General features: G+C 40.5%; 13 protein-coding genes and 1 tRNA gene. 4 read left to right on the forward strand and 10 right to left on the reverse strand.

Annotated elements, in window-relative coordinates:
• The first annotated feature begins 56 nt into the window (after nt 1–56).
• Nucleotides 57–1379 (forward strand): chromosomal replication initiator protein DnaA, encoded by a 1323-nt coding sequence (dnaA, locus tag THETH_RS00010; protein ID WP_013931333.1) that lies wholly within the window; start codon nt 57–59, stop codon nt 1377–1379.
• Here dnaA and THETH_RS00015 read toward each other — a convergent pair.
• From THETH_RS00015 to THETH_RS00045, 7 genes are read right to left on the reverse strand one after another with little or no spacing between them, the layout of a single operon-like run.
• Nucleotides 1361–2362, reverse strand: a complete 1002-nt coding sequence (locus tag THETH_RS00015; RefSeq protein WP_013931334.1) for an NAD(P)H-dependent glycerol-3-phosphate dehydrogenase — start codon at nt 2360–2362, stop codon at nt 1361–1363. The genes dnaA and THETH_RS00015 overlap by 19 nt on opposite strands.
• Nucleotides 2359–3294, reverse strand: coding sequence for a tRNA (guanosine(46)-N7)-methyltransferase TrmB (trmB, locus tag THETH_RS00020; RefSeq protein WP_013931335.1), 936 nt, complete (start codon nt 3292–3294; stop codon nt 2359–2361). Before trmB ends, THETH_RS00015 begins: the two co-directional genes overlap by 4 nt.
• A 10-nt stretch (nt 3295–3304) precedes the next feature.
• Nucleotides 3305–4423: a tetratricopeptide repeat protein gene (locus THETH_RS00025; RefSeq protein ID WP_013931336.1), complete on the reverse strand. Its 1119-nt coding sequence runs from the start codon at nt 4421–4423 to the stop codon at nt 3305–3307.
• Nucleotides 4416–5951: a bifunctional ADP-dependent NAD(P)H-hydrate dehydratase/NAD(P)H-hydrate epimerase gene (locus THETH_RS00030; RefSeq protein ID WP_013931337.1), complete on the reverse strand. Its 1536-nt coding sequence runs from the start codon at nt 5949–5951 to the stop codon at nt 4416–4418. Before THETH_RS00030 ends, THETH_RS00025 begins: the two co-directional genes overlap by 8 nt.
• 8 nt (nt 5952–5959) lie before the next feature.
• Nucleotides 5960–6442: a lytic transglycosylase domain-containing protein gene (locus THETH_RS00035; RefSeq protein WP_013931338.1), complete on the reverse strand. Its 483-nt coding sequence runs from the start codon at nt 6440–6442 to the stop codon at nt 5960–5962.
• Entirely contained in the window at nt 6424–7167 is a 744-nt protein-coding gene (locus THETH_RS00040; protein WP_013931339.1) for a prepilin peptidase, read from the reverse strand. Before THETH_RS00040 ends, THETH_RS00035 begins: the two co-directional genes overlap by 19 nt.
• Nucleotides 7152–8225 (reverse strand): tetratricopeptide repeat protein, encoded by a 1074-nt coding sequence (locus THETH_RS00045; protein WP_013931340.1) that lies wholly within the window; start codon nt 8223–8225, stop codon nt 7152–7154. The genes THETH_RS00040 and THETH_RS00045 overlap by 16 nt, the downstream gene beginning before the upstream one ends.
• 138 nt (nt 8226–8363) lie before the next feature.
• Here THETH_RS00045 and THETH_RS00050 point away from each other — a divergent pair.
• Nucleotides 8364–8438 (forward strand) — tRNA-Val (locus tag THETH_RS00050).
• Between the two features lie 9 nt (nt 8439–8447).
• Here THETH_RS00050 and recG read toward each other — a convergent pair.
• The 3 genes from recG to THETH_RS00065 form a co-directional block, all read right to left on the reverse strand.
• Entirely contained in the window at nt 8448–10787 is a 2340-nt protein-coding gene (gene recG, locus THETH_RS00055) for an ATP-dependent DNA helicase RecG (RefSeq protein ID WP_013931341.1), read from the reverse strand.
• 132 nt (nt 10788–10919) lie between these two features.
• Complete coding sequence (gene hpt / locus THETH_RS00060; protein ID WP_013931343.1) at nt 10920–11432, reverse strand: hypoxanthine phosphoribosyltransferase; 513 nt, start codon at nt 11430–11432, stop codon at nt 10920–10922.
• Nucleotides 11433–11445: 13 nt separating this feature from the next.
• The gene (locus THETH_RS00065; protein WP_013931344.1) at nt 11446–12078 is read right to left on the reverse strand and encodes an MBL fold metallo-hydrolase; all 633 of its coding nucleotides are present in this window, start codon (nt 12076–12078) and stop codon (nt 11446–11448) included.
• 237 nt (nt 12079–12315) lie between these two features.
• Here THETH_RS00065 and dnaK point away from each other — a divergent pair, with 237 nt between their 5' ends.
• Both dnaK and THETH_RS00075 read left to right on the forward strand, forming a co-directional pair.
• The gene (dnaK, locus tag THETH_RS00070; RefSeq protein ID WP_013931345.1) at nt 12316–14091 is read left to right on the forward strand and encodes a molecular chaperone DnaK; all 1776 of its coding nucleotides are present in this window, start codon (nt 12316–12318) and stop codon (nt 14089–14091) included.
• Between the two features lie 38 nt (nt 14092–14129).
• Nucleotides 14130–14573 (forward strand): Hsp20/alpha crystallin family protein, encoded by a 444-nt coding sequence (locus tag THETH_RS00075; RefSeq protein ID WP_013931346.1) that lies wholly within the window; start codon nt 14130–14132, stop codon nt 14571–14573.

Raw genomic sequence — 14573 nt, forward strand, 5'->3', positions numbered from 1 at the left:
TATTATTTGCGTATAGATTCGTTTGTTTTCTTTTGTTTCAAAAGGGGTATCTTCCCATGAAAGAGAAAATCATAGAGGCTCTCAAAGCGAAGTTGAATCGACGGGTATGGGAAAGTTGGTTCAGCACGTTCGACGTAAAGGATATTCAAGATAACGTTGTGGTTTTCCAGGTTGGAAACCTTTTCATCAAAGATTGGCTGGAGAAAAAATACGGTCAACTGATTGCAAAAACGCTTAGAGAAGTTTTCGATAAACCCGTTGAATACAGGATAGAATACACGTCGATTCAACAGGATATCGATGACAACGACGAACCAGTCGTTAAAAAACGTCCTTTGATTTTAACACCACTTAACCCAATTCTCACTTTTGAGAACTTTGTCGTTGGTCCAAACAACATGTTTGCGTACAGCGCATGTTTGGAAGTTGCAAAAAATCCTGGCAAGTACAATCCACTCTTTCTGTACGGTGGAGTTGGACTTGGTAAAACGCATTTGATTCAAGCTATAGGACATTATCTGTTCAAATACCAGCCTGATCTAAGGGTGATCTATTTAACAAGCGAAAGATTTCTCAACGAACTTGTTGATTCGATAAAGAAAGGGAAAGTTCAAGAATTCAGAGAAAAGTTTAGAACAAAAATCGACGTTCTACTTCTTGACGATATTCAATTTCTCACGGGCAAGATGGGAATTCAGATGGAGTTGTTTCACACCTTCAACGACCTTTACAACGCAGGTAAGCAAATTGTGATTTGTTCCGATCGAGATCCAAGCGATTTGAACGGTTTTCAGGACAGGTTGATTTCCAGGTTTCAAATGGGTGTTGTTGCAAAACTTGAAAAACCAGATGAGGAGACAAGTTTCAAAATAGCCAGAAAGATGGTTGAAATTGAGGGAGGACAACTGGACGAGGAAGTTTTGCGTTTGGTTGCTAGGTACTTCTCTGATAATTTGAGACGTCTACGTGGTAGCATCGTCAAGCTTTTGATGCACCAGCAAATCACAGGTGAACAGGTAAATTGTGAAACTGCAAAACAGCTGTTGGATATAAATCCTGTTGGAAGAAACTTAAATCTTTCGGACAAATTGATTTACGCTTTATGCGAAGAATTTAGTGTCAGTCCACAGGAACTTTTGGGAAACTCTAGGAGGAAGGACATCATCATCGCACGTCAAATTGGGATTTATGTTGCAAAAAACGTTTTGGGATTATCACTTAGACAAGTTGCCGAGCTTTTCAACAAATCGCATCCAACTGTTTCCCATGCGATTGAAAAAGTGAAAGAACTTCTTGAAAGTCAAAATCAAGAAATCAAGTCGAAAGTTGAGAAGATATCCAAAATGATTTCTGTGAAAGCCTACGGACAAATCGTTTGAAAAGCCATCTCCGGTTTAAGTGGTCTTTTCATCAATTCTTCTATTGCAGCCTTTGGATCTTTTCCTTCAAACAAAACTTCGTAGACCTTACCACAAATAGGTGTTTCAACGTCTAAAGTTTTTGAAAGCTGCAGCAACGGTTTTACGGTGTTAACGCCCTCTGCAACCATTTTCATGTTTGCTAGAACTTCATCCAGTCTTTTTCCCTTTCCAATCATCTCGCCAACGTATCTGTTGCGACTGTATGGACTTGTGCAGGTTACCACAAGATCACCTATTCCAGCAAGTCCCATGAACGTCAAAGGATCTTTGGCTCCATAGGCAAGTCCAAATTTTGCGATTTCGTGGATTCCACGGGCTATCAACGATGCTTTTGCGTTGTGCCAGCCGCCAAGACCATCTATTACACCTGCAGCTATCGCGATCACATTTTTCATTGCTCCGCTGATCTCAACACCAGCCACATCTTTACTGGTGTAAACTCTAAAATAACTGTTGCTTATGACTTTTTGCAAAAGCTCAGCAACACTCTGATCTTCGCTTGCAACGACAACACTGGTTGGAAGTCTGTGTGACACTTCGATGGCATGACATGGCCCAGACAAAACTGCATAGGTTTCAAAGCAGTTTAGTTCTGAAACGATCTTGCCAACTGTTCTCATTTTTTCATCGATACCTTTTGAAAGGTTTAGCACGATTTTTGAGCCTTTTTTCAATTTTGAAAGAGTGGTTTCAACGTATTTCACTGGAACAGCTATGACTAAAACTTCACAGAAATTCTCTAATTCTTCAATGTCGGTTGTTGTCAAAATTTGCGAGGGTAACTTTACACCTGGAAGATAATCTTTGTTTTCACGTTCACAGATCAACTGTTCTGCGAGTTCTTTTCTTCTTGCCCAAAGCATCACTTGCTGACCATTTTCAGCCAAAAGCTTTGCAAAAGCTGTTCCCCAGCTTCCTGCTCCAAGGATTCCAAATTTCAAGTGGAAATCACCTCTGCTATTTTTTGTACTGAGTATTTCACCACAGGTGTTCTGTAGGCAAAGGCATCTGGGTCAAGTTTTACAAGCCATCCATCTTTTTCTTTTCTTATAGAGATGAAATATCTTTGCTGGAAATTTTCCTCGTTGCTGACTATTCTAAGAAGGTATTCTTCTTCCGATTGTTTTTTGTACACTCCTTTAACGACGAACACACCTTTTGGAGATTTGAAAACTTGGTCTGACAAAAACGGTATTTTTTCTTCCTTGGCATCTTTCAAATGAACGTGTGGCATATCCTGTTCCCCCCAAGTCAGTCTGTCGATGGTTTTGTGCTTTATTTTTTCCATCACAAGCGTGTAAGTTTCCCTACCTTCGTTTATCCATTTCCTCTCGTACCTTGTGCCAACGACGATTTGTTTGTTGGTTTGAAACAGCCGTTGTTCAAAACACCCTGTTTCAAGCAGAACATTTCTCATGTCTTCAACGTACCAAAGCACGTCGGAAGTCATGGAGAAAATTCCACCTAGCTTCAACACCGCAACCAGCGTGTCCGCAAAGCCAGCAACGGTAAACCTTCTTGACTGATGGGACTTTTTAGGCCAAGGACATGGGAAGTTCATGTAAACTGTGGAAACGGTTAAGTCGTTGAAAAATTCCCTTAGCCCAAACCGACCATCCACGAGGCAAACGCGTACGTTGTCAATTCCTTCTGCAAAAAGTCTTTTTTGTATTTTAACCAAACTGGTGAGAGAGGTCTCAAAACCAACAAAAAGATCAAAAGGCTGTTCTTTTGCCTTCCTCAGCAAAAACTCACCATTTCCAAAACCTATTTCAACGATCAAATTTCCTTGTTTTTTGAAAATCTGACCCCAATCGATCGGAAGATCAAGGTACTCTGCTCTTATATGGTACGCAAGATGCTGAACTGCCATAGTTTTTAGACTATTTGATGGTTTTCAAAAAGTACTGTGCATGTGGTACGTAAACGCTGTTTGGAAAATTTGAAATGAAATCTTCAAAAAGCCTTTTGGCTAAGTCAAAATCTTTCGCCTCATAGGCAACCAAAGCCATGTAGTAAGCCACATCGTCTTTAAAATAGGCATCCTTATCTTTCAAAGCCTCCAAAACCGCTGAGAGCAAGTTGAAAGCATCATCGTATTTTCTTTCGCGGTATAACCTATAGCCAGTCAACCAAAGGGATCTCAAAGCATCAATGCTCAAACCACTTGAAGGAAAGGTTGAAGCTGAAGTTGCTCGCACAAAGGAAGATACTTTTCCCAAAAGTTCTTGGTTTTGCTTTTCAAAAAGTCCTTTCAAATCCTCGAAAGACTTGGCAAGAAGTTTTTGAGTATTTTGCAGCTCGCTTTGCAACAAAGCTAAATTGCCTAATTGCGATTTCACTTCACCAAGCTCGTTGAACGTCAAGGTCAATTTCTGATCCAAATCTTCGCATCTTGAGTCAATGGCTGCTATCTTGTTTTCGAGTGCTGCAAATTTTTTCTCGTCAAATTGTGGTCTAAAAAGTCCTACAAGCGACAAAGCTACGCTCACAAGAACTGCGACAAGTATGATGTACTCCAAAATCGTTGCTTTAATGATTTTTTCCCGCTTTACCAATGCGGGATGAGAAGGATCAAGTTTTCTAAGTGTTTCTTCAAAGGTTCTAACTCTTTCGCGATCTTTTTTCTTCCTGGCAATTTCCAATTTCAACGCCACAACCTCTACCAATTCTGGATAAAGCTTGGACAACGACTCTAAAACGGCAATTGCTCCTTCAAAGTTGTTGCGCTCTGTCTCTTGCAAAGCATCGATGACATCTTCCGAATAATTCTCCTTAAATCGGTCTTTTGCCGTTTTGTAGAGTGTTTGGTACTCTTTCTTCCTCTCTTCGTCTAAAGTTTCGTAAAGTCTCATAACGGCTTTCCAGTTTCCGGAGGCTGCCTCAAGTTCAAGTTCCAAATGCGGATATTCTCCGGCAAACAAACTCAAAAGAGTCCTAGCTCTACTCAGGTACCCCTCCCTGATTAAATCCCTCACGATTCTTTCCAGTACGTTATCCAACTTTGCACACCTCCTCCATTGCTTTCGGTATTAAATCAAGAAGCTCGCTTGTCAACATAGTTCCCTCTTTTAAATTGTACATTTCCGCCGCTAAACCGTGAAGATATGCTCCACAAAAAGCCGCTGACAACAAGTCCAAACCTTGTGCTGCTAGTCCACCTATCATGCCCGCCAACACATCTCCACTTCCAGCTTTTGCAAGAGAAGTGTTACCCATAAGGTTGAAATAAGTACTTTCACCGTTTGATATTATGGTGGTTGCGCCTTTTAGTAAAGTTATCACTCCGTATTTCTTTGAAAACTCCTCAACCAAGCTGTAATTGTATTTTACAGCTTCGATGGGCAGTTTAACAAGTCTGGCAAATTCACCAAAATGTGGAGTCAGCAAAGTTGGACCTTTGCGTTGGAAAAGTACATCGAGATTTTCAGCTATGTTGTTCAGCCCATCTGCATCGATTATCATAGGTAAATCCAACTCTTTCAAAAGTTGCAAGACAAACTCCCGCGTTTGATCGGATTGTGTCAGTCCAGGACCAAGGACAACAACTTTCGAATTCTTTGCCACTTCAAAAACCGTTGGCAGGCAAGAAGGTGTGAAAAATTCTTGTTCAAAACCTCTGACAATCAAGGAAGGTTCTCTTACCAAAGCAATTTCATCAGCAGGTTTGCATGTTACAAGCTGAACGTACCCCGAGCCAACTCTGTAAGCAGCTATGCTTGTCAAAACTGCAGCTCCAGGATAGTTTTTTGAACCAGCTATCACCAAAACTTTTCCGTAAGATCCTTTGTGACTATCCTTTATCCTTTTTGGTAAACTTGAAAGCACCAAATCTTTTGTCACGATATTTCTCTTTATTTCATCGGCGTTCAACAAAATTTTGGGAATGCCTATGTCTGCAACCTTCAAAATCCCCGTTAGTTCCCTTCCTGGAAAGAGGATGTGACATAGCTTTGGCAAACCAAAGGTAACGGTTAAATCTGCTTTGATCGCTTTCCCAAGTACTTTACCGGTATCTGTGTCCAAACCCGAAGGAAGATCAACGGATACCACATATCTTGCATAAAGATTAACAACGTCTATAACTTGTGCAAGGATACCCTGAACCGATCCTTTTATTCCTATTCCAAGCAAAGCATCGATAACAACGTCGTAGTTTTTCACCATTTGAACTAGTTCATCCAAGGAAAGATCTTCGTTCAAGAATTTGATGATTCCACCGATTGCTTTTAACCTTTTGAAATTTGCCAAAGTTTCGCTTGACATTTTTGTCTTGTCCCCAACTACGACTGTTACAACTTCGTCTGTGTACTGGTGAAGTATTCTTGCCACAACCAATCCATCTCCTCCGTTGTTACCATGTCCGCATAGAACTAGAAAAGATTTTTTCGACAGATCTTTTAATTCCGATTGAAGTGCAAGAACAACGGAAAGTCCTGCTCGTTCCATGAGGATTTCTGGAGAGATCAAAAAACGCTCAGATGTTAGGCGATCTATTTCTTTCATCTGATGGGCTGTTAGGACCTTCATTCTTTAGGTCACCTCAACCAAAAATAAAGTACTTTGTAAACGAAATGGTAGACTTTAACTTTTCTAACATAAGTTTCCCCAACTTTTGGGTCCTCTTTTATCCTTCTTGGACCTGCGTTGTACGCTCTCAAAACAAGGTTCATATCGCCATCGTAAAGATCGTGCAGATATTTTAAATACTGTATTCCAAGTGTTATGTTTACAACTGGGTTCAAAAGATCGTTTGAAAGGTTGTACTTGTTGCTCAACCATTCTGCGGTTTGAGGCATGATTTGCATAAGACCAACTGCTCCAGCTTTTGAAACTGCCAAATGGTTGAAATTGCTTTCGGCTTTTATCACTGCCATGATGAAAAGAGGGTCGAAGAAATCGGCGTTTTCTTTTACCACCGAGTAATATTTTATTGGAAAACCACTGTAAAGCGAAACAATACCTAGAACGATCAAAAATAACAAAACTGCTTTTGCCAAAATCAAGTTGTTTTTATCCATGGCAAAGTCCTTTGAAACAGTATGGTTATATAAAAAGCTGGGCCAAGAAAACTTCCAAAAGGTATTTTTTGCTTTCGATCCAATTTTCCTTTGTTCTTTGCAGCAGCGAAAATCAAAGCTGCCATCGAAGCAAACATCAAAGCGTAAAAACTTGCCAAAAGTCCAACAGCGATACTCATCGTTCCAGCAAGAATGATATCACCGCTACCTATGCCACCCTTGTAAAGCACAAACAACAAAGCAAATAGGGCGGAAACAAAGCCGCCCGCAAGTAGATTCAACATTTTTTGAGAAGAATTCAACCACATCAAAAAGGACGCCAAAGCGATTAGTATCAACGTTGCGTCTGGTATCAGCATGAAGTCAAGGTCTATGAAGACTATCACAAGAACGCATGAAATCATCGTACACATGGCTATGAATTCCAAAAAATTTTTCTGAAAAACCATAAAGTTTATCAAATAACCCAATCCATTGAACAATTCCACGAAAAAATAGCGTTTACTTATCGGTTTTCCACAACTTCTACACTTTCCTTTCAGCGCGATAAAACTGACCAAAGGAATATTGTCGTACCAACGTATAACAGTTTTACAGTTTGGACAAATTGAACGTGGCGGATTAGTTAGGCTCAACCCTTCATTTTTCCTTGGCAATCTGTATATCACAACGTTTAGAAAGCTTCCAATGGCTGCTCCTACAACAAAGGTTAGGATATGCCACAAACTTGCATTTCCTCCTCTGTTAAAAATTCTTTGAAAAGTTCCTGCTTACCGTACAAGTACCACGCATGTTGATCTTTCATTTCGTTGATCAAGCTTCTGGCTTGTTCGATTTTGTTTTGTTTCAGATAAGATATTGCCAAGATCAATTTCAAATGAACCTTACTTGGGGATTGCTGTAATACCTTTTCAAGTTCTCTTTGAACAAGTTCGTAGTTGCCGTGTCTCAGTTGAACAAGGCTCCAAATCTCCAAATCTCCACCGTGAGTCGGTTGTGATTTTAGAATCCTTTCTTCAAGTTGTTTGCTTCTTTCGATATCACCGAGTTTTTTGTAAGCCTCGGCTAGTTCGTACATCGCTACTATACTGTTTGGATCGTTTTCAAGGAACTTTTCCAAAATTTCACAGACCTTGTCGTACCTGTTCAACTTTCTATAGGCATCTGCAACCATGAAATAAGTGAATTTGTTGTTGGGAGCATATTCGATTTCTCTTTCCCAATAGAAAGCGGCTTTTGCGTAATCACCAAGGTTGTAATAAGCTTCACCCAAGGATGAATAAGCTTCTACTAGCCACGGATCGATTTCTATAGCTTTATCTAGGTATTTTATTCCCTCTTGGAATTCTCCCTTTTCAAGAAGCAATGATCCCCAAAGTTCATAGGCTGGAGCATAGTTTTTGTCCACTTCAAGGATGTACTTTATAACTTTAAAGGCAACATCATGCATATCTTTGTCGGCATAGGATATCGCTAAATCGTACAAACCATTCAAGGAAGCATGAACAAAATCTTTTGGATGGATATTCTTTTCTTCCAGCCATTCTAAGAGTTCCTCAAAGCAAACAGGATCGTAAACAAAACTACACAGTATACCAACGTTCTTTTCCAAAAATTGGCAATTTTCTATTTCCTTTACAATTTGTTCTTTTTTCGACAAATCTTCTTTCATTGTGGACCAGTCGCCTTCATACATCAAATCTCTGAGCATTATTACAAAGGGGGTATCCGTGGTGACTTCAACTACTCGGTCTTTGACAATTAAGTCAATCACTCTCTCCATACCAACCACTCCTTTGCAAACTTTGGTTCATCTTCAATTTACATTATACACCCATTTCTTAAAATGAAAAGTGTCATGATTTCTTAGGTGGTAGGACTTGCAAAAGGGTTTATGGAATGGTAAAATGCTTGGTGTGATGGGTGCGTAGCTCAGGGGGAGAGCGCTTCCCTCACGAGGAAGAGGTCGCAGGTTCGATTCCTGCCGCACCCACCAGTTTTTAAATCAAACTTTGACCAGTTTTAGCCTTTCTCCGTAGAGTCTTTCAACCCTTTCAAAGAGCTCTTTGTTTTCTTCTCTTTTAGTTAGAAGTTTTTCTGCATCTTTTCTCGCTAGGATTAAAAGATCTCTATCCCTGGTTAAATCGGCTATCCTCAGATCAGGCAGTCCATGTTGGCGAAGTCCCAAAAATTCTCCTGGTCCTCTCAGTTTCAAATCGTATTCGGCAACTTCAAATCCATCTTTGCTCATTGCAAAATATCTTAGCCTTTCCAAAGTTTCTTCGTCCACATTTCCAACCACAAGAAAACAGTATCCTTGTTTTTCGCTTCTGCCAACTCTACCACGAAGCTGGTGAAGTTGTGCTAATCCAAACCTTTCAGGGTTTTCAATTACCATCACCGTGGCTCCTGGAACGTCTATTCCAACTTCTATAACCGTTGTAGAAACCAGAATTTCTATTTCTCTGTTTGCAAAACTTTCCATGATTCGATCCTTTTCAATCTGGGACATTCTTCCATGTAAAAGACCAACTTTGAAATCTTTGAACACTTCGTAGGCAAGGTGTTCAAACATTTGCGTTGCGGCTTTTGCTTGCACTTTGTCGGATTCGTCTATCAAAGGATAAACAATGTAAGCTTGCCCACCGTTTTTTACCTCATTTTTGACAAAATCATAAACTTGATCTATCTTGCTCGCTGAGATTAAAATGGTCTTTGGCAATTTTCTTCCCGGTGGAAGCTCGTCTATTATCGATATGTCAAGATCACCGTAGATGGTCATTGCAAGGGTTCTTGGAATAGGAGTTGCAGTCATGACGAGAACATCAACAACTTTGCCTTTACTTATCAAAGCTTCCCTTTGTCTAACACCAAACCGATGTTGCTCATCGATTATCACAAGTCCTAAGTTGGCAAATTCAACGTCTTCTTGGATGAGTGTGTGAGTGCCAATTATCACATCTATCTGACCGGTTTTCAAGAAACTTTTTATCTTTTCTTTCTCTCTTGGACTTGTTTCACCCAAAAGAAGGGCAGTTTTAATACCAAGTTTTTCGAATGCCGGAGCCATCCTTCTGTAATGTTGGATTGCGAGTATCGAAGTTGGAGCCATAATTGCCGCTTGGTATCCAGCTTCAAAGTTGTCGATGACGGCAAGTTGTGCCACCACAGTTTTACCTGAACCAACGTCTCCTTGCAGTAACCTACTCATTGGTTTCTCTGATTGCATATCTTCTCTGATCTCTTGGTGGGCTTTTATCTGTGCGTTGGTGAGCTTAAAAGGCAAAGAAGCGATGAACTTTTCTGCAAGTTCACCTTTGATGTTTTTGCTGATTCCTCCGATTCTCTCAATTGTTTGTTTGGAAAGTAAAAACGCGAGTTGCAATATCAAAAGTTCTTCGTAAGCCAACCTTTCTATCGATTTTTTAAGGTGGTACATGCTCTTTGGAAAATGAATCCCATAAAGGGCAGTTTTGATGTCCAGAAGCTTTCTTTCTTGGATGAGCCATTCTGGTAAGGTTTCCTTGATCTTGATCGACGTTATGTTTTCTTTAACTATGTTTCTCATCTGTTTTTGGCTCAAACCTTCGGTTAAAGAATAAACAGGAAGTATCTCAAGAACCTGTGTATCTCCTTTAGGTTCAACTTCTGGGTTGGTGAATTCAAGGCTGCCAAAGGTCCCCCTTTTTACAACGCCGGTTATGTAAACTTCCTTTCCTTTCAACGTCTCAAGAACCTTTTGCATATATTCTTGGTTAAACCATTTCAAAAGCACCTGGTTTATCCCGTCGGCTGCAACTGCGACTGTTATCGGCATTGAAAAGGTTTGTTTTGTCTCAACGTTTATTATTTTTGCCAAGGTTGTGACTTTTTCGTCTCCTCTTATATCCTTTATTGGAACTATTTTTCTTCTGTCTTCGTAGTCTCTTGGAACATACCAGACTAGATCTTTCAATGTTTTTATTTCAAGTTTTGCAAGTAGTTTCTCACGCTTTGGACCAACTTGCTTTGCGTACTTGATTGGTGTGTCTGGGTCTTTTGTTTCTTCAAAAACCGGGCAATTTATTAAAAACCAATTTCTATACTTTTCCACCATGCTTAAAAGGTTTTTTAAGCGCACTGCCGCTCTTTCTGGAGGAAGTGATGCAATTGGCTTGGCATAATCTATCATTTGGTTGAATCTTTCTTGTGCAACAGGTTCAAGTTCAAGCAGCGGATCGTGGATTAAGTTGAGTTTACTGCCGATAAAATTTTCAAGGTCTTTTACCGAAAGTTCTTTGTTTTGCACTTTCTTGATGACTGTCTCAAATTCTTCAAGGAATTCCTCCACCAGAAGAGGGCGCATAGTTGATCACTATCTCCTTTTGGGGAAATGAAAAACCGTTGGTCCGCATTCGAACAAGTTGGCCAACGTGGCTCAAGATTATCATTGATATGAGCAAAACCAACAAAGCGGCTATGACAAAGGATCCTTTTCTCACTCTAGATAACCTATGTAAGGCAAGTTTCGATATTTTTCTTCGTAATCCAAACCGTAACCAACCAAGAACACATCTCCCACGGTAAAACCAACAAAATCAATTGGAATTCCATGATCGTACTTCTTTTTCTCAACAAGTGCGGCTATTTTCAATTCCGCGGGCCTTTGCTTTTTTAAATAGTTCAAGATATACCTTAGCGTGTTTCCTGTGTCCACTATGTCCTCGACAACCAGGACATACTTGTTTTCCAGAGATTCCTCGACCCAGGACTTAACCCTTATTTTCCCTGTGGATTCTGTTCCAGCATAGCTGGACACATGAACGAAGGAATAATCCACGTTCATATTGATGTTTAAAACAAGCTCGCTGAAAAAGTGGATTGAGCCTTTTAAAACACAGATGGCGTAAATTGTATCAGTCTTGTCTTTGTAATAGTTTTCTATTTCTTTTGCCATTTGTTTGATCTTTTGTCTTACCGTTAATTCGTCGTACAAAACTTTTAGTTGCACCGAATGCCTCCTTTCACAGTTTAAGAACAAAAACTGCTTTTTGCTCGGATTTGATACTTTCATCGATCGTAAGTTCATTGCTCTCCAGGTACTTAACATTTTCGCACAGTTTTGTAAAATCTTCAACGCCTGCTATGTCAAATTTCAGATACTTTGTTTTGTAATGCATCGGAACGACAACATGTGGGTTTAGCAAATCCATGGTTTGCTTCGCTTCCTTTGGACCTATTGTAAAGGTCCCCCCAACCGGTATCAAAGCGATGTCCAATTGACCTATTTCTCTGATTTGCTCTTGGGTCGGAACGTGTCCCAGATCTCCAAAGTGTCCGATCCTTATTCCGTTGATTTCAAAGACAAAAATTATGTTTTGACCTCTTTTGCTTCCTTTTTCTGCATCGTGGAATGTTCTTATGCCTTTGATCTTGACATCCTTAAATTCGTATACACCAGGCTCCTTGATCAATTGAAAGTTTCCCTTGATCAAATGATGCGCGTTGTGGTCGAAATGTTGATGACTTTCAGTTATCAGATCTACAGCAATCGTTGGCACTTTATAACCAACGGAGCTGTCGAAAGGATCGGTCAGAATTTTGACATTACCAGTGTCAATGAGAAAACACGCATGACCAAACCACACGAGTTTCATAGCCATCCCCCCTTGTCTTGTACTCAAATTATACCAAGTGCTCGGCTGTTCTTTGCAAAAAATTATGTGTCAGTCAAATATTACGAGTGCTATACGATTTAGTTTATACAGAATTAACATACCAAAAATGTGCATAAATAAATGAAAGATTGAATTAGCAAAAATCACAAAAACCCCTTGACATGGTATATGGGGGTGCTTATAATCTATACCGGAAATCGACAAGGAGGTGATTTTATGAGCGAAAGAGAATTTGTTGTTGGTATCGATTTGGGTACAACCAACTCCGTTATAGCTTGGATGAAACCAGATGGAACAGTAGAAGTCATACCAAACGCCGAAGGTAGCAGATTAACACCATCGATAGTAGCTTTCACAAAAACCGGTGAAATACTCGTTGGCGAACCTGCCAAAAGACAGATGATCTTGAACGCTGAAAGAACAATTAAATCGATAAAAAGGAAAATGGGAACCGATTACAAGGTGGTAATCGATGGTAAAGCCTATACACCGCAAGAGATAAGCGCCTTGATTCTCAAAAAGATGAAAAAAGACGCAGAACAGTACCTTGGCGGAGTCATCAGAAAAGCCGTCATAACCTGTCCTGCTTACTTCAACGACGCGCAAAGACAGGCAACAAAGGAAGCTGGACAAATAGCTGGTTTTGAGGTTCTTAGGATCATCAACGAGCCGACAGCTGCTGCCCTAGCTTATGGTTTGGACAAAAAGAAAGAGCAAAAAGTTTTGGTTTATGACCTTGGTGGTGGAACATTCGACGTTTCGATACTTGAAATAGGAGATGGAGTCATACAAGTTATAGCGACAGCTGGTAACAACCACCTTGGTGGAGACGACTTTGACCAAAGGATCATCGACTGGATGGCTGAGGAGTTCAAGAAACAATATGGAATAGATCTCAGGCAAGACAAGCAGGCTCTGCAGAGAATGAGGGATGCAGCTGAAAAAGCCAAGATAGAACTTTCAACAAAACTTGAAACCGATATAAGCTTGCCATACATAACTGCAACTGCTTCTGGGCCACTTCACCTTGAAATGAGGCTCACCAGGGCATTGTACGAATCTTTGGTCAAAGACCTGTTCGAAGCGACAAGGGAACCAATAATGAGAGCTTTAAACGACGCAAAACTGTCGCCAAAAGACATAGACGAAATCATCCTGGTTGGTGGAATGACTCGTTCACCGTACGTTCACAAGCTCATTTACGAAATCTTTGGAAAAGAACCGAACAAAACGGTCAACCCAGACGAAGCAGTTGCGATAGGTGCGGCAATAGAAGCTGCGATAATCGCTGGTACATCAAAGCACAAAGACGTTGTTCTTGTCGACGTTACACCGCTTACGCTTGGTGTGGAAGTTAAAGGCGGTTTGATGGAACCAATAATACCGAGGAATACAACTATACCAGTCAGAAAAAGCAAGATCTTCACGACGGCTGAAGACTTCCAGACAGAGGTTGAAATCAGAGTCTACCAAGGTGAAAGAGCTATGGCAAAAGACAACATCTTCCTTGGAAGCTTTAGACTCGTTGGAATTCCACCGGCTCCAAGAGGAGTTCCACAGATTGAGGTTACCTTTGACATAGACAGCGATGGAATAGTTCACGTTTCGGCAAAAGACTTGGCATCTGGTAAAGAACAATCGATGGTCGTCACAGGTAGACACAAACTCAGCGAAGAAGAAATAAGACGCATGATGGAAGAAGCGAAGAAATACGAAGAACAGGATAGAAGAAAGAGAGAAGAAGTCGAACTCAAAAACAGAGCAGACGATCTTGCATACACTGTCAGCAAGCAGTTGAAAGAACATGGTGACAAGTTACCACAAGATCTCAAAGACAACCTTGAAAGACTGGTCAACGATCTAAGAGATGCCATCAACAAAGACGACATACCAAGGGTCAAACTGCTCTTCGACGAACTGCAACGTGAAAGCATAAAGATCGGTCAATATCTGTACGAAAGCGTTCGAAGAGAACAATCTGGTTCACAATAAAGACTCGATGAAAAACTTCTGAGAAAGGAGGGATGTGTATGTTGTTGGAAAGAAGAGAAGACTTCTTCAAACCACTCAGACAGCTTCAGAGGGAGATTGACAGATTGTTTGAAGACTTCTTCGCGCCTGTGACTAGAAGAACTTTTGAAGTGGGATTCGTCCCAGAAATCGACGTCTACGAAACAGACAAAGAACTGATGATCGAAGTCGAAGTCCCAGGTATGGACAAAAAAGACATCAAAGTAAAAGTCGAAGATGGAGTCTTGAGAATCTGCGGCGAAAAGAAACTTGAACGCGAGAAATCCGATAGAAACTACCATGTTGTTGAAAGATCCTATGGAAAATTCGAAAGAGCCATTCGCCTGCCCGACTACGTAGACGCTGAAAAGATCAAAGCAAGATACGAGAATGGAGTCTTGACAATCAGCATACCAAAGAAAGAAGAAAAGAAGGCTAAAGTGGTGGACGTGGAAGTCGAATAA

This window comes from Pseudothermotoga thermarum DSM 5069, from assembly GCF_000217815.1.
GTDB classification, from domain to species: domain Bacteria; phylum Thermotogota; class Thermotogae; order Thermotogales; family DSM-5069; genus Pseudothermotoga; species Pseudothermotoga thermarum.